Source organism: Streptomyces sp. NPDC047886, from assembly GCF_043204435.1.
GTDB lineage: Bacteria > Actinomycetota > Actinomycetes > Streptomycetales > Streptomycetaceae > Streptomyces.
In genome coordinates, this window is record NZ_JBIDCF010000001.1 from 681,306 (window position 1) to 702,584 (window position 21,279).

The following is a 21,279-nucleotide window of genomic DNA, read 5'->3' on the forward strand; positions in this document are numbered from 1 at the left end:
GGAAACCCTTCGCAGAGCCGTCAGGGGCGGCGGCGCAGCCGCCGCAGCGCACCGGTGAGCAGGGCGTCGAGCTCGGTCAGCCGCAGGGGCCTGGCCAGCAGCGCGAACACGGCGAGGATGACCGCGCCGCCCGCGGCCGCGCCGCCCAGGGGCCCCGCGCCGCCCGTCGCCCAGGCGCCGGCCGCGTGGCCCAGCGCGCCTGCGGGCAGCGCGGCGAGCAGCAGCCGGGCGACGGCGGGCCGCGCGGTCGCCGTGGGCGCCGTGGGCGCCCCGGCGGACCCGGCGGGCGTGGCAGTCGAGACGGACCTGGCGGGCGTGGCCGTCGAGGCGCTGGCCGCCCCGACGGTCGGCGTCACGGCAGTGGCCGCCCCGACGGTCGGCGTCACGGCAGTGGCCGCCCCGACGGTCGGCGTCACCGCGGTGGCCGTCCCGGCGGTCGGCGTCGGCGGGGACGTCGCGGGAGGCGCCGCCGCCCCGCCCTCGCGGGGCAGGCGCCGCGCCAGGGCGTACGCGGTGAGCGCCCAGCCCGCCCACAGGGCCACCGAGTACGCCCCGGCCATGCCCGTGACCGCCCAGCGGGCGGGCAGCAGGAGGTACGCGGCGGTGGACAGGCCCGCGTTCAGCGCGACGATCACCAGGTTCAGCAGGAACGGGGTGCGGGTGTCGCGCAGCGCGTAGAAGCCGCGCGTCAGCACGTACTGCCCGGAGAACGCGACGAGTCCGGGCGCGAACGCCATCAGGATCGCGGCCATCCCCGCGATGTCGTCCGCGTCGGTCCTGCCGTACTGGAACACCAGGGCCATCAGCGGCACGGCGAGCGCGAGGAGCGCGCAGGCCGCGGGTACGACGGCGGACGCGCTCGCGCGCAGCGCGTACGAGACGTCGCGGCGCACACCGGCCGTGTCGCCGTCGGCGGCCGCCCCGCTCATGCGGGGCATCAGGGCGGTGACCAGGGAGACGGTGACGATGCCGTGCGGAACGGCCCACAGCAGATAGGCGTTGTTGTACGCGCTGAACCCGGCGCCGCCGTCGACGCCCTGGGCGGCCGCGCGGGCGCCTGCCGCCGTGGCGAGCCAGGTCACGACCCAGTACGCGAGCTGGTTCGTGAGGACGAGCAGGACGAGCCAGCCGGCCGAGCGCAGGGGTGCGCCCAGTCCGCTGCCCCGTACGTCGAGGCGGGGCCGCCAGCGGAATCCGGCGGCGCGCAGCGACGGGACGAGGGCGAGGGCCTGGACGGCGATACCGGCCGTCGTGCCCCAGCCGAGCAGGGCGGTCTCACGGGCGGTGAGGGCGCCGGTGTGGGTGGCGGCCACCGTGAGGTAGACACCGAACACGGCGATGACGACGAGGTTGTTGAGGACCGGCGTCCACATCATGGCGCCGAACCGGCCGCGTGCGTTGAGCACCTGGCCCAGCAGCGTGAACAGCCCGAGGAAGAAGATCTGCGGCAGGCAGTAGCGGGCGAAGGCGACCGTCATGGCGGCCTGTTCACCGGTGTAGTCGGTGTACGCGTCGACGAGCGCGGGCGCGCCCAGGACGGCACCGGCGGTGAGCGCCAGAAGGGCCAGCGCGCACACCGTCAGGAGCCGGTCGGTGTAGGCGGCGCCGCCGTCGTCGTGCTCCTTGGCCGCCTTGACCAGCTCGGGGACGAAGACGGCGTTGAGGGCGCCGCCGATCAGCAGCATGTAGACGATGGTGGGGACGGAGTTGCCGACGGCGTACCCGTCGGCGACGAGTCCGGTGCCGAGCGCCGCCGCGACCATGGCGGACCTGATGAAACCGGTCGCCCGTGAGACCAGCGACCCGGCGGCCATGACGGCGCCGCCGCGCAGCACGGACGGGGAGCGCGGCGCCGACGGCCCCTCGGTGGGGACGGGCGGCCCGGCCGTCGCAGTCGCCGTTGCCGTCGCCGTCGCCGTCGCCGTTGCCGTCGCCGTCGCCGTCGCCGTCGCTGAACGGCTCATCGGCGGGCCAGATACGTCTGGAACGCCCGGTACAGCGCGTGGTTGGCGGTGCCGCTCATGGGTGTTTCCCACTCCCCCAGCGTTTCTACGACGTCTCCCCCGGTCCCCAGCTTCCAGCGCAGGAGGCCGTGCGCGCGGTCACCGGGATCGAGAGTGGAGGGTACCCCGCGCATGTCGTAGACGTCGGCGCCGATCGCGTGGGCGTCGAGCAGCATCCGCCACTGGAGGGCGTTGGAGGGCCGCACCTCACGGCGGTGGTCGGCGGAGGCACCGGTCTGGTACCAGACGCGGCGGCCGACCGTGACCATGGTGTGCGCGGCCAGGGTCTCGCCCCCGTGGCGCGCCAGGTACAGCTTCATCCGGCCCGGCTCCTCGGCGTTGAGGGCCTCGTACTGCCGCTGGTAGTACGCCAGGGAGCGGCCGAGCCGGAACCCGTCGCGCTCTTCGGTGATCCGCAGCAGCCGGTGGAAGTCGGGCAGGTCGGCGGCGCTGCCGACGACGACCTCGACGCCCTCCTTGCGGGCGCGGCGGACATTGCGGCGCCATTCCTGGTTGAGGCCGCTCCACAGGTCGTCGGGGGTGCGCCCGGCGAGCGGCACCCGGAACACCAGGCGCGGCTGTGCGTCGCCGTCCCCGCCGCCGGCCGCGCCGTCACCGCCGCAGCGCCGCCAGCCGCGTGCCCTGAGCCGTTCGGCGACGGCGGTGCCGACGGGGTCCGCCTCGGTCGCGATCACGTCGCCGACGCGGCGGCCGGGCCCGGTGGCAGCCTTCAGCCGGGCGGCGTCCCACCGCCGGTACGCGGGCGAGGGACCGATCCGTACGGCGAAGGCCCCCGCCCGGCGCAGATGGCGCAGCAGCGGGGTGAGCCAGCGGTCCAGGTCCGGGTCGGTCCAGTCGGCGACGGGGCCCTCGGGCAGGTACGCGAAGAACTTCCGGGTGCCGGGGAAGGGGCGCAGCAGCACCAGGGCGACACCCTCCAGCCCGCCGCCCGACGCGGAAGGGGGCGGGGAGGAGGACGAGGGCGAGGACGGGGACGAGGACGGGAACGGGGACGAGGACGGGGACGGGGACGGGGACGGCGAGCCGGGCCCGGTGGACGGGGAGTACCAGCCGATGAGTTCGGAACGCCACCCCTCCTTGACGTCGGCCCAGGACGGGCACTGGAGGAAGCTCGGTCCGTCGGGGAGGGCGGCGCGGGACGTGAGGAACCCCCGGTACGCCTCGGGCCGGACGGGACCCAGCCAGATGTCCCCGCCGGGGGGAGCGGCTGTCGCGAGCAGCGCTGACACGGTGTGCGCCTCCTGTTCCGCCCCGCTCGGCCGGAGGTCTCTCCGGTGGCTCTCCGGTGGGGCACTCAGGAGGTTCACAAGCGTCCGTGACCGTGCCGCGCGGTGAATGTGACCGGACGATGACCGTTCCGGCGCAGCCGCCGTCACATGCGCCGGAAGGCCGTTCCAGGGGGCGGCGCCCGGCCTAGAGTCCGGGCATCCCACCACCTTCCGGAGGTTTCCGTGCCCCTGATACGTGCCCCGCGTACGCGTCCCGGCATCCGTGCGGCCGTTCCCGCCGCCGTGGCCGCCGCCCTGCTCAGCACCGCGCTCGGCGCCTGTTCCGGCGCCCAGGACGGCCCGGCCGGGCGGGCGTCCGCGACCCCGGACGCGAAGGGCGGGGCTGCGGTCCGCGCCGTCTCCGTCTCCGTGACGCCGAGCGGCGCGAAGGCCGCCGCGGGCCGCCCGGTCGTGGTGACCGCGACGGGCGGCACCCTGGTCGCGGTGACGGTCACCGCACCGGACGGCGGCGTCCTCACCGGACGGGTATCGGCCGACGGCAGGTCCTGGACGTCGGACCGGAAGGCCGCGCCAGGCACCGCGTACACGGTCGTGACGAAGACCCGTGACGCCGGCGGCCGTGAGGCGGGCACGCGGACGTCGTTCACCACCGAGGCGGCGGACCGGGTGAACAAGCTGACGCTGGCGCCGGGCAAGGACACCACGGTGGGCGTGGCCCAGCCGCTGTCGATCGTCTTCGACCACCCGGTCACCGACAAGGCGGCGGTCGAGAGGCAGCTGAAGGTGACCACGTCGCGGCCCACGGAAGGGTCGTGGGGCTGGCTGAAGGACTGGTCGGGCAACGACAGGGCCGACTGGCGGCCCCGGGAGTACTGGAAGCCCGGCACGAAGGTGACCCTCGACGCCGCGCTGAACGGCACGGACTCCGGGGACGGCGGCTGGTTCGTCCGGGACTACCGCACCACGTTCACCGTCGGGGCGCGGCAGATCGTCCGGGTCGACCTCGACGCCAAGCGGCTCACCCTGGAACGGGACGGGCGCGAGATCCGGCGGGTCGCCGTCTCCGGCGGTACGCCCGGCGGCGAGAAGCGGTCCTGGCGCGGCACCGCCGTGCTGATGTCGAAGGAGGGCACGATCCGCATGAACTCCGAGACCGTGGGCCTGCGTGACGCCTACGACAAGATGGTCGACCACTCGATGCGGCTGACCTGGTCCGGGATGTACGCGCACGCGGCGCCGTGGAACGCCCGCTGGTTCGGCAGGGCCAACATGAGCTCAGGCTGCATCGGGATGAGCGACGCCGACGCGGCGGACTTCTACCGCCAGGTGCGGGTCGGCGACCCCTTCGAGATCAAGGGGGCCGACACCAAGGGCACGGTCGCCCCCGGCAACGGGTACGGGGCGTGGAACGTGCCGTGGGAGCAGTGGCGGGCGAAGAGCGCGCTGGCCGGGGGCGGGAGCGGACCGGCCGCCTGACCCCCGCGCGCGTCCGGAGCGCGTGGCACCGCGTAGGGCGTCGTACCGCGGAGCACCCGGAGTACGTCACGGCCCGGAGCACGTCACAGCCCGGAGCACGTCACAGCCCGGAGCACGTCACAGCCCGGAGCACGTCACGACCCGGGGCACGTCACGACCCCGCGCGGGTCAGCCGGACATCTCCCAGACCAGGACCTCGGCCGCCGTGACGGCGGTGAGGTCGAGCCCCTTCGTGTCGGTGATCCTGGCCGCGTCGCCGGGTCCCAGCTCGTGGTCGCCGAGCCTGACCCGGCCGCGTACGACGTGCGCGTGGACGAAGGGCGCGTCGGGGACGGCGGTGCGGTCGCCCGGTCCCGCACGCCGGACGTGCAGCAGCGCCCCGGCGGCCGGCACCGCGAACGGCGTCGCGTCGGCGATGCCCTGGACGAGCTCGTACGACGGCTCGCCGCCGGGCTCGGCCGGGGCCAGCCACATCTGCACGAACCGCAGCGGTACGGTGCCCTCGTTGCGCTCGCTGTGCCGCACCCCGGCCGCCGAGCCGAGCCGCTGAACGTCGCCGGGGCGGACGACGGTGGCGTGCCCGGCGGAGTCGCGGTGCGTCAGCTCGCCCTCCACGACCCAGGTGACGATCTCGGTATGGCTGTGCGGGTGCTCGTCGAACCCGGCACCGGGCTCCAACCGCTCCTCGTTGCACGCGATGAGCGCGCCGAACCGGACGTTGTCCGGGTCGTAGTGGCTCCCGAAGGAGAAGGCGTGCAGGGTTTCGATCCCGGTGGCGGGATCACCGCCGCGATAGCGGTCGCCCGACCGCCGTACATCGATCACGTGTCCACCCTAGGGTGCGCGGCGGGAAACCGGCCCGGCTGGCCATGCCCCCGTCCCGATAAGGCACTCTTGTCCCCGTGCCTGAACCAGCAGCAGCGAACCGGCCCCATCCGCACACAGCGACCCTGAAGCGCCTGGAGCAGTCCTCCGGGCGGCTCGCCGCGAGTGCCATCGCCCGCATGGACGAGACGCTGCCCTGGTACCGGGCGATGCCCCCGGAGAACCGGTCGTGGATCGGGCTGGTCGCGCAGGCGGGCATCGCCGCGTTCACGGAGTGGTTCCGGCACCCGGAGGCGCCGCAGGCGATCTCCACGGACGTCTTCGGCACGGCTCCGCGCGAGCTGACCCGGGCGATCACCCTGCGCCAGACCGTCGAGATGGTGCGCACCACCATCGAGGTGATGGAGTCGGCGATCGAGGAGGTCGCCGCGCCCGGTGACGAGTCGGTGCTCCGTGAGGCGCTGCTCGTCTACGCCCGGGAGATCGCCTTCGCCACGGCGCAGGTGTACGCGCAGGCCGCCGAGGCACGCGGCGCGTGGGACGCCCGGCTGGAGTCCCTGGTCGTGAACGCCGTGCTGTCCGGCGAGGCCGACGAGGGCGCCGTGTCCCGGGCGGCGGCGCTCGGCTGGAACTCACCCGAGCACGTCTGCGTGCTCCTCGGCACCGCCCCCGACGGGGACAGCGAGCTGACGGTGGAGGCGATCAGGCGGGCGGCCCGGCACGCCAAGCTCCAGGTGCTGACCGGGGTGCTCGGCGACCGGCTCGTGGTGATCGCGGGCGGCAGCGACAATCCGCTGGCCGTCGCGAAGTCGCTGATCGGCCCGTATGCGGCGGGCCCGGTCGTGGCGGGGCCGATCGTGCCGGACCTGCTGGCGGCGACCCGGTCCGCGCAGGCGGCGGCGGCCGGTCTGAAGGCCTGCCTCGCCTGGCAGGACGCGCCCCGGCCGGTCCTCGCGGACGATCTCCTGCCGGAGCGCGCGATCGCCGGTGACCCGTCGGCGCGCGAACAGCTGGTGGAGGAGATCTACAGACCACTGGAGGAGGCGGGCTCGGCGCTCCTGGAGACGCTGAGTGTGTATCTGGAGCAGGCGAGCAGTCTGGAGGGCGCGGCCCGGATGCTGTTCGTGCATCCCAACACCGTGCGCTACCGGCTCCGACGTGTGACGGACGTCACCGGCTGGTCGCCGTCGGATGTCCGCTCGGCGTTCACGCTGCGGATCGCGCTGATCCTCGGGCGTCTGGCCGACATGGACTCCCCGTCCTAGGCTTTTGTGGAACACCAACAATTCCCCCGACGGTTCTTCGTCCTTGTCCCCACGGGCGCTTGGAACCGTCCACAAGAGAGAGTGTGAGGGTGCTCGTACTCGTCGCTCCCGGCCAAGGCGCTCAGACGCCCGGCTTCCTGACCCCCTGGCTCGACCTTCCCGGCGCCTCCGAGCGCGTCGGCGCGTGGTCCGAGGCCATCGGGCTCGACCTTGTCCACTACGGCACGAAGGCCGACGCGGAGGAGATCCGCGACACGGCGGTCGCCCAGCCCCTGCTCGTCGCGGCGGGCCTGCTGTCCGCCGCCGCGCTCGGTGACGTGACGCCCGGCGCCGTCGCCGGTCACAGTGTCGGCGAGATCACCGCCGCCGCGTTCGCGGGTGTCCTCGACGACACGGCGGCGCTCGGTTTCGTCCGCACGCGCGGACTGGCGATGGCCGAGGCCGCCGCCGTCACCGAGACCGGTATGTCGGCGCTGCTGGGCGGCGACCCCGAGGTCACCGTTCCGCATCTGGAGAAGCTGGGGCTGACCCCGGCGAACGTGAACGGCGCGGGGCAGATCGTCGCCGCCGGCACGATGGAGGAGCTGGCCGCGCTGGAGGCGGACAAGCCCGATGGCGTACGCCGCGTGGTGCCGCTCAAGGTGGCGGGCGCGTTCCACACGCGCCACATGGCGCCCGCCGTGGCGAAGCTCCAGGAGGCCGCCGAGGCGCTCACCGTCGCCGACCCGGCCGTGCCGTACGTGTCCAACAAGGACGGCCGGACCGTCGCCACCGGCGCCGATGTCGTCGCCCGGCTGGTGGGCCAGGTCGCCAACCCCGTCCGCTGGGACCTGTGCATGGAGACGTTCCAGCGGCTCGGCGCGACCGCCCTGGTCGAGGTGTGCCCGGGCGGCACCCTGACCGGTATCGCCAAGCGCGCCCTTCCCGGGGTCACGACGCTCGCTCTGAAGACCCCCGACGACCTCGAGGCGGCTCGCGCGCTCATCGCCGAGCACGCTGCCGCCTGACAAGGAGCCGTAGAGCATGGCGAAGATCAAGCCCAGCCAGGGTGCCCCGTACGCGCGCATCATGGGCGTGGGCGGCTACCGGCCGACCCGTGTCGTGCCGAACGACGTCATCCTGGAGACGATCGACTCGTCCGACGAGTGGATCCGCTCCCGCTCCGGCATCGCCACCCGGCACTGGGCGTCGCCCGAGGAGACCGTCACCGCGATGTCGGTCGAGGCGGCGGGCAAGGCCATCGCGGACGCCGGGATCACCCCGCAGCAGATCGGTGGCGTGATCGTCTCCACGGTGTCGCACTTCAAGCAGACCCCGGCCGTCGCCACCGAGATCGCGGACAAGATCGGCGCGACGAAGCCGGCCGCGTTCGACATCTCCGCGGGCTGCGCGGGCTTCGGCTACGGCCTCACCCTCGCCAAGGGCATGATCGTCGAGGGCTCCGCCGAGTACGTCCTCGTGATCGGGGTGGAGCGGCTCAGCGACCTGACCGACCTGGAGGACCGCGCGACGGCCTTCCTGTTCGGTGACGGCGCGGGCGCCGTCGTCGTCGGCCCGGCCAAGGAGCCGGCGATCGGCCCGACCGTGTGGGGCTCCGAGGGCGACAAGTCCGAGACGATCAAGCAGACCGTGCCGTGGACGGACTACCGTGACGGCGAGGTCGACAAGTTTCCGGCCATCACGCAGGAGGGCCAGGCGGTGTTCCGCTGGGCCGTCTTCGAGATGGCGAAGGTCGCCCAGCAGGCGCTGGACGCCGCCGGCATCAGCGCGGCCGACCTGGACGTCTTCATTCCGCACCAGGCGAACATGCGGATCATCGACTCGATGGTGAAGACGCTGAAGCTGCCGGAGCACGTCACGGTCGCCCGTGACGTCGAAACCACCGGCAACACCTCGGCCGCCTCGATTCCGCTCGCTATGGAGCGGCTTCTGGCGACCGGTCAGGCGAAGAGCGGCGACACCGCGCTCGTCATCGGCTTCGGGGCGGGTCTCGTCTACGCCGCGACGGTCGTTACCCTCCCCTAGGCACGTACGGAATCCTCCGGACGACAAGCCGCACACCCTCTCAGACACATACCGAAGGAGCGCCGACATGGCCGCCACGCAGGAAGACATCGTCGCAGGTCTCGCGGAGATCGTGAACGAGATCGCCGGTATCCCGGCCGAGGACGTCCAGCTGGACAAGTCCTTCACCGACGACCTGGACGTCGACTCGCTGTCCATGGTCGAGGTCGTCGTCGCCGCCGAAGAGCGTTTCGACGTGAAGATCCCGGACGAGGACGTCAAGGGCCTCAAGACGGTCGGCGACGCTGCCGACTACATCCTCAAGCACCAGGCCTGATCCGGTTCGCCACCCGGCGGTGGCGCCGCATTCACGCATTCCTCATACACGTGGAGAAAGAATTCCTGTGAGCTCGACCAATCGCACCGTGGTCGTCACCGGTATCGGCGCAACCACACCGCTGGGTGGCGACTCCGCCTCGACCTGGGAGGGTCTGATGGCGGGACGTTCCGGGGTGAAGCCCCTCGAAGGCGAACGCTTCGCCGAACTGTCCGTCCAGATCGCCGCGCCCGTGGCCGTCGACCCGGGCGAGGTCCTGCCCCGGCCGCTGGCCCGCAAGCTGGACCGCTCGGCCCAGTTCGCGGTCGTCGCGGCGCGTGAGGCGTGGGCGGACGCCGGTTACACCGGTCCGGCCGGTGAGGACGAGAAGATCCGCCCGGAGCGGCTCGGCTCGGTCATCGCCTCCGGCATCGGCGGCGTGACCACCCTGCTCGACCAGTACGACGTACTGAAGGACAAGGGCGCGCGGCGGGTCTCCCCGCACACCGTGCCCATGCTCATGCCCAACAGCCCCTCCGCCAACGTCGGCCTGGAGGTGAACGCCCAGGCGGGCGTCCACACCCCGGTGTCGGCGTGCGCGTCGGGCGCCGAGGCGATCGGCTACGCCATCGAGATGATCCGCACCGGCCGCGCCGACGTGGTCGTCGCGGGCGGCACCGAGGCGGCCATCCACCCGCTGCCCATCGCCGCGTTCGCCAACATGATGGCGATGTCCAAGAACAACGACGAGCCGGAGAAGGCGTCCCGGCCGTACGACAAGGGCCGTGACGGCTTCGTCCTCGGTGAGGGCGCCGGTGTCGTCGTCCTGGAGTCCGCGGAGCACGCCGCCGCGCGCGGCGCCCGCGTGTACTGCGAGGCGCTCGGCCAGGGCCTGTCCGCCGACAGCCACCACATCGCGCAGCCCGAGCCGACCGGCCGCGGCATCGCCGCCGCCCTGCAGAACCTGCTGGACGGCACGGACCTGAAGCCGTCGGAGGTCGTGCACCTGAACGCGCACGCCACGTCGACGCCGCAGGGCGACGTCGCCGAGGTGAAGGCGCTGCGGAAGGTGCTCGGTGACGACCTCGACCACGTCGCCATCTCGGCCACCAAGTCGATGACGGGTCACCTGCTGGGCGGCGCGGGCGGTATCGAGACCGTCGCGACGGTCCTGGCGCTGCACCACCGCATGGCCCCGCCGACCATCAACGTCGAGGACCTGGACGAGGAGGTCGACGCGGACGTCGTCCGCGACGAGCCCCGCGCGCTGCCCGAGGGCACCATCGCGGCGATCAACAACTCGTTCGGCTTCGGCGGCCACAACGTGGTGCTCGCGTTCCGCACGGTCTGACGGCCGGGCGCGTAGCGTCGCTCGTACGGGAAGGCCCCCACCAGGCGGTGGGGGCCTTCCCGTACGTACGGCGTGTCGAACCCGTCGGGCACGTCGCCCCCATCGAACCGCTGCACCGCTGTACCGCTAGACCACCTGGTGGAGCCAGCGGACGGGCGCGCCTTCGCCCGCGTAGCGGAAGGGTTCCAGTTCATCGTCCCACGGCTTGCCGAGCAGCTTGGCGATCTCGGCCTCCAGGTCGGTCTCACCCTGCGCCGAGCGGGCCAGGGCGGCGCGGAGCCGGTCCTCGGGGATCATGATGTCGCCGTGGATGCCGATGACCGCGTGGAAGATGCCCAGCTCGGGCGTGGCGCTGTAGCGCTCGCCCTCGGCCGTGGGGCAGGGTTCGGCGGTCACCTCGAAGCGGAGGAGCTGCCAGCCGCGCAGCGCGGAGGCCAGCTTGGACGCGGTGCCCGGTTCGCCCTGCCAGGAGAACTCCGCTCTCCAGGTGCCCGGCGAGGCCGGCTGCCGGATCCAGTCGAGCTGGACCCTCGCACCGAGCACTCCCGCCACCGCCCATTCGACGTGCGGACACAGCGCGCGCGGTGCGGAGTGTACGTACAGGACTCCACGTGTCGTCACCGGGACCTCCAGTGTGGGACGAGGTTCGCCTTTTCCCAGCGGCCTCAGTAAACAGCATCGGGAGCGAAACTCCGCAAAACGGACAGCTTGTGACGTGATGTAATTTACCGGAGCCGATGGGCGTAGGCGCCTGACGGTTCGACGGGGAAAAAGCTACCGTGCGCCGGGGCGCTTGGGATGACGTACGGTCGGTCCCGTGGGCCGTCGACACGAAGCTTTCACTCGCCAGGACGCCGACAGGAGGCCCGACAGGATGCGCGGGGTTCACCGACGTGCCGCCGTCGCCCTCTGGACGGCGGCGGCCGTGCTGTCGGGCGCCGTACTCTCCGGCTGCGTGGCCTCTTCGTCGGGGGACGGCCCCGGGGAGGACGCGGCACGGCGGCCGGCGGCGAGCCCGAGCCCTTCGCGGGGCCCGGTGTGGAACCCGCGCCCCGCGTCGGTCGCGGCCGTGGGCGACTCGGTGACGCGCGGGTTCGACGCGTGCGGGGTGCTGGAGGACTGCCCCGAGGTGTCGTGGGCGACCGGCTCGGACACCCGCGTGAAGAGTCTGGCGCTGCGGCTGCTCGGGCCTTCCGCGCTGCCGTCGCGGAGCTGGAACCTGGCCAGGTCCGGGGCCAGGATGGCGGAGCTGCCGGAACAGATGGCGCGTGCGGCCGCGCACGAGCCGGGCCTCGTGACGGTGATGGTGGGCGCCAACGACGCGTGCCGCGACACGACCGCGCTGATGACGCCGGTCGCCGACTTCCGGGCGTCGTTCGAGGCGGCGATGGCACGGCTGCGCGAGAGGGCGCCGAAGGCGCAGGTGTACGTGTCGAGCGTGCCGGACCTGAAGCGGCTGTGGTCCACGGGGCGTGATCATCCGCTGGGCCAGCAGGTGTGGCAGCTCGGGATCTGCGCGTCGATGCTGGCCGACGCGCAGGACCTGGGCGAGGCGGCCGAGCGGCGGCGGGCGCTGGTGCACGAGCGGGTGGTGGCGTACAACGACACGCTCAGGGACGTGTGCGCGAAGGACGCGCTGTGCCGGTACGACGGCGGGGCGGTGTTCGCGTACCGGTTCACCGGGGCGCAGTTGAGCCCGTGGGACCTGTTCCATCCGAGTCTGAACGGGCAGGAGCGGCTGGCGGAGATCGCCTACCGCACGGTGACGGCGCGGCGGCCGCCCGCGTAGGCTCGGCGATCATGATCACCAAGGTGGAGGAGTGGGGCCGTACGGCCGAGGGCCGCGCGGTGCACCGCTGGACGCTGGAGCGCGCGGGTACGCGCGTGGCCGTCCTGACGTACGGCGGCATCGTGCAGTCGGTGGAGATACCCGACCGGGACGGGACCGTGGCGAACGTGGTGCTCGGCCACGGCTCGCTCGACGGGTACGTCGCCCGTCCGGGGCCGTACCACGGCGCGCTGGTGGGGCGGTACGCGAACCGGATCGCGGGCGGGGTGTTCGCGCTGGACGGCCGGACGTACCGGCTGGCGCGCAACGGCGGGCCGCACAGTCTGCACGGCGGCGAACTCGGTTTCGACAAGCGGGTGTGGGAGGCGCGGGAGACCGCGGACGGCGTGCGGCTGTCCCGGGTCAGCCCGGACGGCGAGGAGGGGTTCCCGGGGCGCCTGGAGGTCTCCGCGACGTACACCCTGGACGAGCGGGGGGCGCTGCGGATCGCGTACGAGGCGGTGACGGACGCGCCGACCGTGGTGAGCCTGACGAACCACGCGTACTGGGACCTCGGCGGCGCGCAGGAACTGCGGCTGGCCGCGGGGCGTTACACGCCGGTGGATGGCACCGGGATCCCGACCGGGGCGATCGATCCGGTGGACGGCACGCGGCTGGACTTCCGCACGGCGCGCCCGGTGGGCACGGGCCTGGACCACAACTTCGTCCTGGACGGCGGGGGGAGCGGCCCGGCGGCCGAGCTGTACGCGCCGGAGAGCGGGCGGCTGCTGACGGTGTCGACGTCGGAGCCGGGGCTCCAGGTGTACGCGGACGACCGTATCGGCGGGGTGGCGCTGGAGACGCAGGCGTTCCCCGACTCGCCCAACCGGCCGGCGTTTCCGAGCACGGTGCTCCGGCCGGGCGAGGTGTACGCGTCGTGGACGCGGTACGGCTTCGGGCTCCGTCCGGCGCGCTGACGCCGTCCGCGCGGGGCGTCCGGGGCTCGGCCTCGGGGGTGGTTGGGTGTGACTTGTCCATGATGGGGCGTCATCATCCGGTACGTACGGCTCTATGACGCCGTACCTCCGTGCGGCGCCCGGCCGTTCGCGTTCCGGCGCGGTGCGCCCCTGCCGTGCGGGGGCTCCGCACGGGGGGTGACAAGGGTTTTCCCCGTATCGGGTTCATCCGGGGTTTCCCTACTGTCTGCCGCACCGGTGGTTCTCAGCCCCGTCCCTGTCAGGTGCATGTAACTCACATGCTCACCCCCCTGCCGCGGGACGTCTGAGGTCCGCCGATGTCGGCCCCTCCCCAGGGGCCGGCGCGCCGGCGGCGGCGCACGGGCTTACCCAACCCACAGGGAGCGCGGACGGACCCCACACCCGCCCGCGCTCCCGGCGCCGCCCGCCCGCGCTCCGCACTGTCAGCGCTCCGGGAGTCGCCGGAGCCGCCCTGAAAGGGAACACCTTGAACGGTTCCAGGCGGAGACTGATATCGATCGTGGCGGCGAGCGCCACGATCCTCGGCGTCGCGGCCACCTCCTCGGTGGCCCTCGCCGCTCAGGCCACCCCCTCCCCGAAGCCGGCCGGTCCGGCTTCGCAGGCCATGACCGCCAACGCCACGCCGACCGCGCCCGTCGAGAAGGTCATCGTGACCTACAAGGCGCGCACCGCCGAGGCCACCTCGAACGCCGCCGCGAAGAGCGACGCGGCCGACAAGGCCGCCCAGACCGGTGAGAAGCTCTCCTTCGAGCGCCGCCTCGCCGACGGCGCCGCCCTCGTGGACCTCGGCTCCGCCGCCACCGGGCAGGACGTCACCGAGGTCATGGCCGCCTTCCGCGCCGACCCGGCCGTCGCGTCCGTCGAGCCCGACGTCCGCGCCTACGCCATGGCGGTCACCCCCAACGACACCGACTACGCCAAGCAGTGGGACCTCTTCGAGGCCACCGGCGGCATGAACGTACCGGGCGCCTGGGACACCACCACCGGCAGCGGCGTCACCGTCGCCGTCATCGACACGGGCTACGCCGCCCACTCGGACCTCGCCGCGAACACCATCGCCGGCTACGACTTCATCTCCTCATCCGCCGACGCCCGCGACGGCAACGGCCGCGACAGCGACCCCAAGGACGAGGGCGACTGGAACGCCACCGACGGCGAGTGCGGCACCGGCTCCCGGGCGAGCAGTTCGTCCTGGCACGGCACGCACGTCGCGGGCACCATCGCCGCTGCCACGCACAACACCAAGGGCATCGCGGGCATCGCGTACGGCTCGAAGGTCCAGCACGTCCGGGTGCTCGGCAAGTGCGGCGGCTCGTCCGCCGACATCGCCGACGCGATCACCTGGGCCTCCGGCGGCAGCGTCCCGGGCATCCCGGCGAACCCGAACCCGGCCAAGGTCATCAACATGAGCCTCGGCGGCGCCAGCTCGACCTGCCCGACCGTGTACCGCAACGCCATCAACGGCGCCGTCTCGCGCGGCAGCACCGTCGTCGTGGCGGCGGGCAACAGCAACGCCAACGCGTCCGGCTTCACCCCCGCCAACTGCGCGGGCGTCATCACCGTCGCGTCGACCAGCCGCGAGGGCAACCGCTCGTACTACTCGAACTACGGCAGCATCATCGACGTCTCGGCCCCCGGTGGTGAGACCCGCCGCGCCACCGACACGCCGGGCACCGTCACCACCCCCGAGAACGGCATCCTCTCCACGCTGAACTCGGGCTCCACCGTCCAGTCGACGGAGAACTACAAGCCGTACCAGGGCACCTCGATGGCCGCCCCCCACATCGCCGGTCTCGCCGCGCTGATGAAGGCCGCCAAGTCGACCCTGACCCCGGCCGACATCGAGGCCGCCATCAAGGCCAACGCCCGTCCGCTGCCCGGCACCTGCTCCGGCGGCTGCGGCGCCGGCATCGCCGACGCGGCCAAGACGGTCGCGGCCGTCACCGGCGGCACGCCCACCACGCCCGGCGCCGGCACCTTCACCAACACGAACAACGTGACGATCTCGGACAACACGACCGTCACCTCGTCCATCTCGGTCACCGGCCTCACGGGCAACGCGCCGTCCGCCCTCAAGGTGAACGTCGACATCAAGCACACCTGGCGCGGCGACCTGGTCATCGACCTGATCGCCCCGGACGGCACCGCCTACCGGCTGAAGAACTCCAGCGGCAGCGACTCCGCCGACAACGTCCTCGCCACGTACACGGTCGACGCCTCGTCTGAATCGGCCAACGGCGTCTGGAAGCTTCAGGTCCGCGATGTGGCCGCTGGTGACACCGGCTACATCGACTCCTGGGGCCTGACCTTCTGAAACAACGGCTTTACTCACATAACCGCAGGTCAAAGCGGTTAGCAGGGGAAAATGGGGCGTGCTCGCGGCAACCTGCCGGGGGCACGCCCCGCCGCTGTACCGTCCACATGCCGGACAAGGGGCATGGACTCCGGTGGCCGAGTTCGTATTCTCTGCTCGCGGGCAGGGGGTCCGCTCGCACGCCGGAGGGTGGTGGCACGTGAGGTCGACGCCGTACCTCTCCACGCCGGTGGACGGGCCAGCGCCCACCGGTCTCGTCCCGCCGGGCGGCGGCACAGCGCCCGTCGGCCGCGCCGATCTCCTCGCCCGGCTCGACCGGGTCCTGGGCACCCGGGGCCGCGCCCTGCTCACCGGCCCCGCGGGCATCGGCAAGACCGAGGTCGCGCAGGCGGCCGCCGCGCGGGCAGCGGCCCGCGGCGAGACCGTCCTCTGGCTCGCCCCGCAGCCCTCGGACCGCGACATGGCGGGGGCGGCCGCCGCGGCGCTCGTCGCGTCCGTGCCCGCCCACGCCCTGGAGGGGCTCCCCGGCCCGCAGCGGAGCGCCGTCGCGGTGCTCTGCCGCGAGGCCGCGGCCCCCGAGGCCGGCTGGGACCCGATCGCCCTCCGGCTTGGCGTCGCCCGGATCCTGCGCACCCTCGCCGAGCGGGAACCCGTCCTCCTCGTCGTCGACGACGCCCAGCGCATCGACGCCGACAGCGCCGACCTGCTCCGCTTCGCGCTCCACCTCGCCCCGGCCGCGCTGCGGGTCCTCGCCGTGGAGACCCCCGCCCCCTACGGGCCGGGCGACGGCCCCGACGGCGACCGCGGCGACGGGGAGGCGGGCGACACCGCCGCCCGGTCCCTGTGGGTGGCGTCCGAGGCCGACGTGCTGCTCGTACCGCCCCTGCACGCCGACGAGATAGCCGAGCTCCTCGTCCACCACCGGCTGCCGTCCCGGATGGCCGGGCGCATCCACCGCGCCAGCGGCGGCAACCCCCGGCTCGCGCTCGCGGTCGGCCGCACCCTCGCCGACGCGCGCGTCCCCGTCCACCACACGGAGGCCCTGCCCCTGTCCGGCCGGGCCCGCGACCTGGCCCGCCGCATGCTCGCGCCTGCCTCGCCCGCCGTACGCGCCACGCTGCTGCTCGCGGCGCTGGCCCTGCGCCCGACGGCCGCGCTGATCCGCCGCGCCGGGCGGCCCGCCGCCGAGGCCGACCTCGCCGCCGCCGAACGCGCGGGCCTCATCTCGCTCGGCGAGGACGGCACGGTCGCGTTCACGGCCGGACTGCTGCCCTCCACGCTCGTCCACGACACCTGCTGGACCGAGCGGAGCCGGGGCCACGCCGCGCTCGCCCGGGTCGCGGACGACCCCGTCGAGGCGGTACGGCACCGGGCGCTCGCCACCGACGTGCCCGACGAGGCGCTCGCCGCCGAGGTCGCGTCGGCCGCCGAGACCGCCCGCAGGCGCGGCGACAGCGCCCTCGCCGCCGAACTGGCCCTGCTGGCCGCCGAGTCGACGCCCCCCGAGCCCGCCGCGCCGGCGGAACGGCGGCCCGCCCGGCTGGTGGACGCCGCCGAGGAGGCCGCCCGCGCGGCCCGCGCCGACCTCGCGGTGCGCGCCGCCGCCGACCTGCTCGCCCGGGACGCCACACCCGCCCAGCGGGTACGGGCCAGGCTCGCCGTGCTGGACACCGCGGGGCAGGGGCTCACCGACCTCGACGAGCTGTACGTGCACGCCATGGAGGACTCCGAGGGCGAACCGGCGCTGCGCGCGGCCGTGCAGCTGAGGCTCGCCGTGAAGTACGTCCTCGCGGACGGCGACCCGGTACGGTCCAGGACCGCGGCCGTCGAGTCCGCCGCGCTCGCCTCGTCCGTGGGCGACCGGCACACGGCGGCACAGGCGCTCACCCAGCAGGCCCGGATGGACCGGGTGCTGGGCTCGCCGGACGCCGAGCGGGTCCTCACCGAGGCCCGTGCCCTGGAGATGGCCGACCGGCCGCTGGGTGTCCACAACGCGGCCCAGATACTGACGATCCGGCACGCCCTGTTCGACGACCGGCTCACCGAGGCCCGGGACCAGCTCCACGCGCTGCTCCCGCTGGTCGAGCGGCGCGGGCCCGTCGAGGACGCCATCGAGCTGTTCCGTACGCTCGCCGAGATCGAGTCCCGGCGCGGCCAGTGCGCCGCCGCCCTCGCGCACGCGGGGCGGTCGCTCGCCCTGACCCTGGAGGCGGGGCTGTCGCCAGGACCCGCCTGGTTCGCGCTCGCGCTGGCCGAGACGGCGGGCGGCAGCTTCGCGCGGGCCGTCAGCTACGCCCGGCGCAGCGTCCAGGCGTCGGAGGAGGAGGGCGACCACGTCTTCCTCGCCCGCAGCCTGTACGCCCTCGGCCGGGTCCAGCTGATCACCGGCGACGTGGCCGGGGCGCTGGAGACGCTGCGCCGCGTCCAGGACGAGGAGAACGCGCAGTGCGCCGTCGACCCGTCCATGCTGCGCTGGCACGAGGAGCTGGCCGAGGCGCTGCTCGCCGGGGACGCCCGCGAGGAGGCGGAGGAGCTCCTCGCCGATGTCGGCCCGGTGGCGGAGCGGCTCGGCCGCGCCACGGTCCTCCTCGGCTGCGACCGCGTGTACGCGCTGTGCCTCGCGGCGGGCGGCAAGGTCGACGAGGCGGTGGCCCTGCTCGTGGAGACCGCCGACCGGTTCGCCGGGCACGGGCTCGTCCTGGAGCAGGGGCGCTGTCTGATCGCGCTGGCCAGGGTGGAGCGCCGGCGGCGCAGGCGGTCGGCCGCGCAGCAGGCGCTCCAGGCGGCGGCCGGCGTGTTCGAACGGGCGGGTGCCCTGCCATGGCTGGAACTCGCCGCGGAGAGCCCGTCGCGGGCCGAGCCGGCACCGGCCGGGGGCGGTGCGCTGGCCCGGCTCACGGACGCGGAGCTGCGGCTGGCCCGGCTCGTGGGGCAGGGCGCGAGCAACCAGGAGGCGGCGGCCCGGCTGTTCCTGAGCGTGAAGACGGTCGAGGCGCGGCTGACCCGGATCTACCAGAAGCTCGACGTCCGCTCCCGGTCGCAGCTGGCGACGGCCCTCAACGCGTCACGCCCCGCCCCGGGGTGACGCCGGGGTGCCGGGGGCCGACCAGTCCAGTGTCACGCTCAGGCGGCAGTCGGTCAGCGAGCGGCCCGCCCTGATCTCGTACGCGCCGGGGACGGCCGTCCAGCTGTGGGCGGCCTCGTCCCAGACCTCGAACGCCCGGCGCGGCAGCACGATGTCGGCGTCGACGGCCTCGCCGGGGCCGGCGGCCACGCTCGCGAACCCGGCGAGGATCCGCGCGGGGCGTTCCACGGTGTCGGCGGCGAGCTCCGGGGTCGGGGCCAGGTACACCTGGACGACCTCGCGGCCCGCCCGGGACCCGGTGTTGCGGACGCGGACCCTGGCGGCCGTCGGGGTGACCTCCAGGGACTCGTACTCCCAGGTGGTGTAGCCGAGGCCGTGCCCGAAGGGGTACGCGGGGGCGGTCGCGGTCCTGTCCCAGGCGCGGTAGCCGACGAACAGGCCCTCGTCGTAGGGGAGTTTCCCGTTCGTGGGGGTGACGTCGGTGACCGGGGCGTCGGCGAGCCGGGCCGGCCAGGTGGTGGGCAGCCGCCCGCCCGGCTCGTCGGCGCCGATGAGGACGTCGGCGAGCGCGGCGCCGCCCTCCTGGCCGGGGAACCAGCCGAGCAGGACGGCGGCGACGTCGTCGCGCCAGGGCATCTCGACGGGCGCCCCGGCGTTGACGACCACGACCGTGCGCGGGTTGGCGGCGGCGACGGCCCGGACGAGGTCGTCCTGGCGGCCGGGCAGCCTCAGGTCGGCGCGGTCGAACCCCTCGGACTCGACGCGTTCGGTGGTGGCGACCACGACGACGGCGGCGTCGGCGGCGCGGGCCGTGTCGGCGGCCTCCGCGATGAGCGCGTCGGGATCGCGGCGCGGGCCCAGGTGCAGCAGCGCGAACGCGACCGCGGGCAGCGGCGCGGCGGCCGCCGCGGCGACCGGGTGGAGCAGGGACACCTCGACGGGGACGCCCTCCTCCAGGTGCGCGGTGCCGCGCTCGGCGGGGGCTCCGAAGAACGCCTCGAACGGGTCGGTCTCGTCGCCCGTCTCCTGGACGCCGTCGTACAGGGTGACGCCCGCGACGGTGAGCGTGAAGCGGCCGACGCCCCGGGTGCCGAAGACATGGGCGCCGCTCTCGCGCGGGGTGAACGTGCCGGTCACCTCGACGCTCCGCAGGCTCTCGTGGGTGACGCCGGCGGGCAGGTCGTCGCCGATCCACTGGACCTGACCGCTCGGCAGGGCGGCCTCCCCGACGACCCGCCCCGCGCCGTCGCGGCAGATCGCGCGCAGGGCGAACCCCTGCGCGGCGGGAGCGGGTTCGTCGCTCGGGTCGGCGCCGACCGCGTACGTGACGGAACCGGGCGGCAGCGCCGCGGTGAGCCCGTCCAGCGGGGAGACCACCCGGTCGGGGAAGACGTGGGCGGAGCCGCCGCCGAGGATCCGGGCGTCACGGGCGGCCGCGCCGACGAGGGCGACCGTACGGACGCGTGCGGGGTCGAGCGGCAGGGCGGGGGCGTCGGCGAACGGCCGGGCGGAGGCATCGGCGAACGGCAGGGCGGAGGCATCGGCGCGTGCGGGTCCGGTGGGCCCGGTGCGGACCCGTACCGGTTCGTTGCGTACGAGCACGAAGGAGCGCCGGGCGATCTCGCGGGCCAGCGCCCGGCCGTCCACGTTGGCGGGCGGTTCGGGGACGGCGGGCGGGACGCCGTCCAGGGCGCCGACGCGCGCCGCGAGGCGCAGCACCCGCCGTACGGCCTCGTCCACGGCGGGCTCCGCGACCTCGCCGGAGCGTACGGCGGCGGCGAGCGCCTCGCCGTACACGGTGGCGGGGCCGGGCATGGCGAGGTCGAGGCCGCCCTCGATGGCGGCCCTGGTGTCGCGGGCGGCCAGCCAGTCGGAGACGATGACGCCGTCGAAGCCCCACTCGCCGCGCAGGACACCGTTCTGGAGGTGGTCGTGGGCGGTCATGGTGACGCCGTTGACCTGGTTGTAGGCGGCCATGACGGCCCAGGGGCCGGCGCCTTCGACGATCGCCTCGAAGGGGGCGAGGTAGAGCTCGCGCAGCGGGCGCGGGGCGACGATGTTGTCGACGGTGAAGCGGTCGGTCTCCGCGTCGTTGGCGACGAAGTGCTTCACCGTGGCCGCGACGCCGCCGTCCTGGACGCCGCGCACATAGCCGGTGCCGATCACGCCGGTGAGGTACGGGTCCTCGCTGTACGCCTCGAAGTGCCGGCCGCCGAGCGGGGACCGGTGCAGGTTGACCGTGGGGGCCAGCAGGACGTGGACGCCCTTGCGGCGCGCCTCCTGGGCGAGCAGGCGGCCCGCGCGGCGGGCGAGTCCGGGGTCCCAGCTCGCGGCGAGCGCGGTCGGGGAGGGCAGCGCGACGGACGGGTCGTCGGCGGTCCAGCGCACTCCGCGCACCCCTACCGGCCCGTCGGACATGACCAGGGAGCGCAGGCCGATCTCCGGGACGGCCGGCAGGGTCCAGAGGTCCTGCCCGGCGAGGAGCCGGGTCTTGGTGTCCAGGTCGAGTGCGTGGAGCGCGGCCTCCACGGCTTTCGCGTCGTCCGCCACGGCGGACCTCCTCGTCGTCGTCGGGAGAGGGGGTCCATACTGACCCCACCGCCGAGCGACAGGTCGGCTTCGTT

The 21,279-nt window shown here is 74.1% G+C and carries 15 protein-coding genes; 10 read left to right on the forward strand and 5 right to left on the reverse strand.

The genetic code is table 11. The annotated features are described in order from the left end of the window. Positions 1-20: 20 nt before the first annotated feature. Positions 21-1,964 carry a murein biosynthesis integral membrane protein MurJ gene (murJ, locus tag ACGF5U_RS03060; protein WP_392714805.1) on the reverse strand — a complete coding sequence of 648 codons (1,944 nt, stop codon included), beginning with the start codon at positions 1,962-1,964 and terminating at the stop codon, positions 21-23. Further along, positions 1,961-3,253 (reverse strand): lipid II:glycine glycyltransferase FemX, encoded by a 1,293-nt coding sequence (locus ACGF5U_RS03065; RefSeq protein ID WP_392714804.1) that lies wholly within the window; start codon positions 3,251-3,253, stop codon positions 1,961-1,963. The genes murJ and ACGF5U_RS03065 overlap by 4 nt, the downstream gene beginning before the upstream one ends. A gap of 228 nt (positions 3,254-3,481) precedes the next feature. On the opposite strand from ACGF5U_RS03065, the gene ACGF5U_RS03070 reads away from it, so the two are divergent. After that, a complete protein-coding gene (locus ACGF5U_RS03070; RefSeq protein ID WP_392714987.1) occupies positions 3,482-4,729 on the forward strand; it encodes an Ig-like domain-containing protein in 1,248 nt (415 codons plus the stop codon). 168 nt (positions 4,730-4,897) lie between these two features. Here ACGF5U_RS03070 and ACGF5U_RS03075 read toward each other — a convergent pair whose 3' ends face one another. After that, a complete protein-coding gene (locus ACGF5U_RS03075; RefSeq protein WP_392714803.1) occupies positions 4,898-5,554 on the reverse strand; it encodes a pirin family protein in 657 nt (218 codons plus the stop codon). A gap of 77 nt (positions 5,555-5,631) precedes the next feature. On the opposite strand from ACGF5U_RS03075, the gene ACGF5U_RS03080 reads away from it, so the two are divergent. The 5 genes from ACGF5U_RS03080 to fabF all read left to right on the forward strand — a co-directional run bounded on the left by ACGF5U_RS03080 (position 5,632) and on the right by fabF (position 10,490). After that, the gene (locus tag ACGF5U_RS03080; protein WP_392714802.1) at positions 5,632-6,819 is read left to right on the forward strand and encodes a PucR family transcriptional regulator; all 1,188 of its coding nucleotides are present in this window, start codon (positions 5,632-5,634) and stop codon (positions 6,817-6,819) included. Between the two features lie 89 nt (positions 6,820-6,908). Continuing rightward, positions 6,909-7,826, forward strand: coding sequence for an ACP S-malonyltransferase (locus ACGF5U_RS03085; protein ID WP_392714801.1), 918 nt, complete (start codon positions 6,909-6,911; stop codon positions 7,824-7,826). 16 nt (positions 7,827-7,842) lie between these two features. Beyond that, positions 7,843-8,844 carry a ketoacyl-ACP synthase III gene (locus ACGF5U_RS03090; protein ID WP_392714800.1) on the forward strand — a complete coding sequence of 334 codons (1,002 nt, stop codon included), beginning with the start codon at positions 7,843-7,845 and terminating at the stop codon, positions 8,842-8,844. Between the two features lie 67 nt (positions 8,845-8,911). Continuing rightward, complete coding sequence (locus ACGF5U_RS03095; protein ID WP_392714799.1) at positions 8,912-9,160, forward strand: acyl carrier protein; 249 nt, start codon at positions 8,912-8,914, stop codon at positions 9,158-9,160. A gap of 67 nt (positions 9,161-9,227) precedes the next feature. Further along, entirely contained in the window at positions 9,228-10,490 is a 1,263-nt protein-coding gene (gene fabF, locus ACGF5U_RS03100) for a beta-ketoacyl-ACP synthase II (RefSeq protein WP_392714798.1), read from the forward strand. 126 nt (positions 10,491-10,616) lie between these two features. Here the strand turns inward: fabF and ACGF5U_RS03105 are convergent, their stop codons facing one another. Continuing rightward, positions 10,617-11,111 (reverse strand): DUF3145 domain-containing protein, encoded by a 495-nt coding sequence (locus tag ACGF5U_RS03105; RefSeq protein WP_392714797.1) that lies wholly within the window; start codon positions 11,109-11,111, stop codon positions 10,617-10,619. A 253-nt stretch (positions 11,112-11,364) separates the two neighbouring features. On the opposite strand from ACGF5U_RS03105, the gene ACGF5U_RS03110 reads away from it, so the two are divergent. The 4 genes from ACGF5U_RS03110 (at position 11,365) to ACGF5U_RS03125 (ending at position 18,655) form a co-directional block, all read left to right on the forward strand. Beyond that, positions 11,365-12,279: an SGNH/GDSL hydrolase family protein gene (locus ACGF5U_RS03110; protein ID WP_392714796.1), complete on the forward strand. Its 915-nt coding sequence runs from the start codon at positions 11,365-11,367 to the stop codon at positions 12,277-12,279. 11 nt (positions 12,280-12,290) lie between these two features. Further along, a complete protein-coding gene (locus ACGF5U_RS03115; protein ID WP_392714795.1) occupies positions 12,291-13,235 on the forward strand; it encodes an aldose epimerase family protein in 945 nt (314 codons plus the stop codon). A 520-nt stretch (positions 13,236-13,755) separates the two neighbouring features. Then, complete coding sequence (locus ACGF5U_RS03120) at positions 13,756-15,570, forward strand: S8 family serine peptidase (protein ID WP_392714986.1); 1,815 nt, start codon at positions 13,756-13,758, stop codon at positions 15,568-15,570. Between the two features lie 229 nt (positions 15,571-15,799). Next, entirely contained in the window at positions 15,800-18,655 is a 2,856-nt protein-coding gene (locus tag ACGF5U_RS03125; protein WP_392714985.1) for an AAA family ATPase, read from the forward strand. Here ACGF5U_RS03125 and ACGF5U_RS03130 read toward each other — a convergent pair. Next, on the reverse strand, positions 18,635-21,205 hold the full coding sequence (locus ACGF5U_RS03130) for a beta-glucosidase (protein ID WP_392714794.1): 2,571 nt from the start codon (positions 21,203-21,205) through the stop codon (positions 18,635-18,637). The genes ACGF5U_RS03125 and ACGF5U_RS03130 overlap by 21 nt on opposite strands. Between the last annotated feature and the right edge of the window lie 74 nt (positions 21,206-21,279).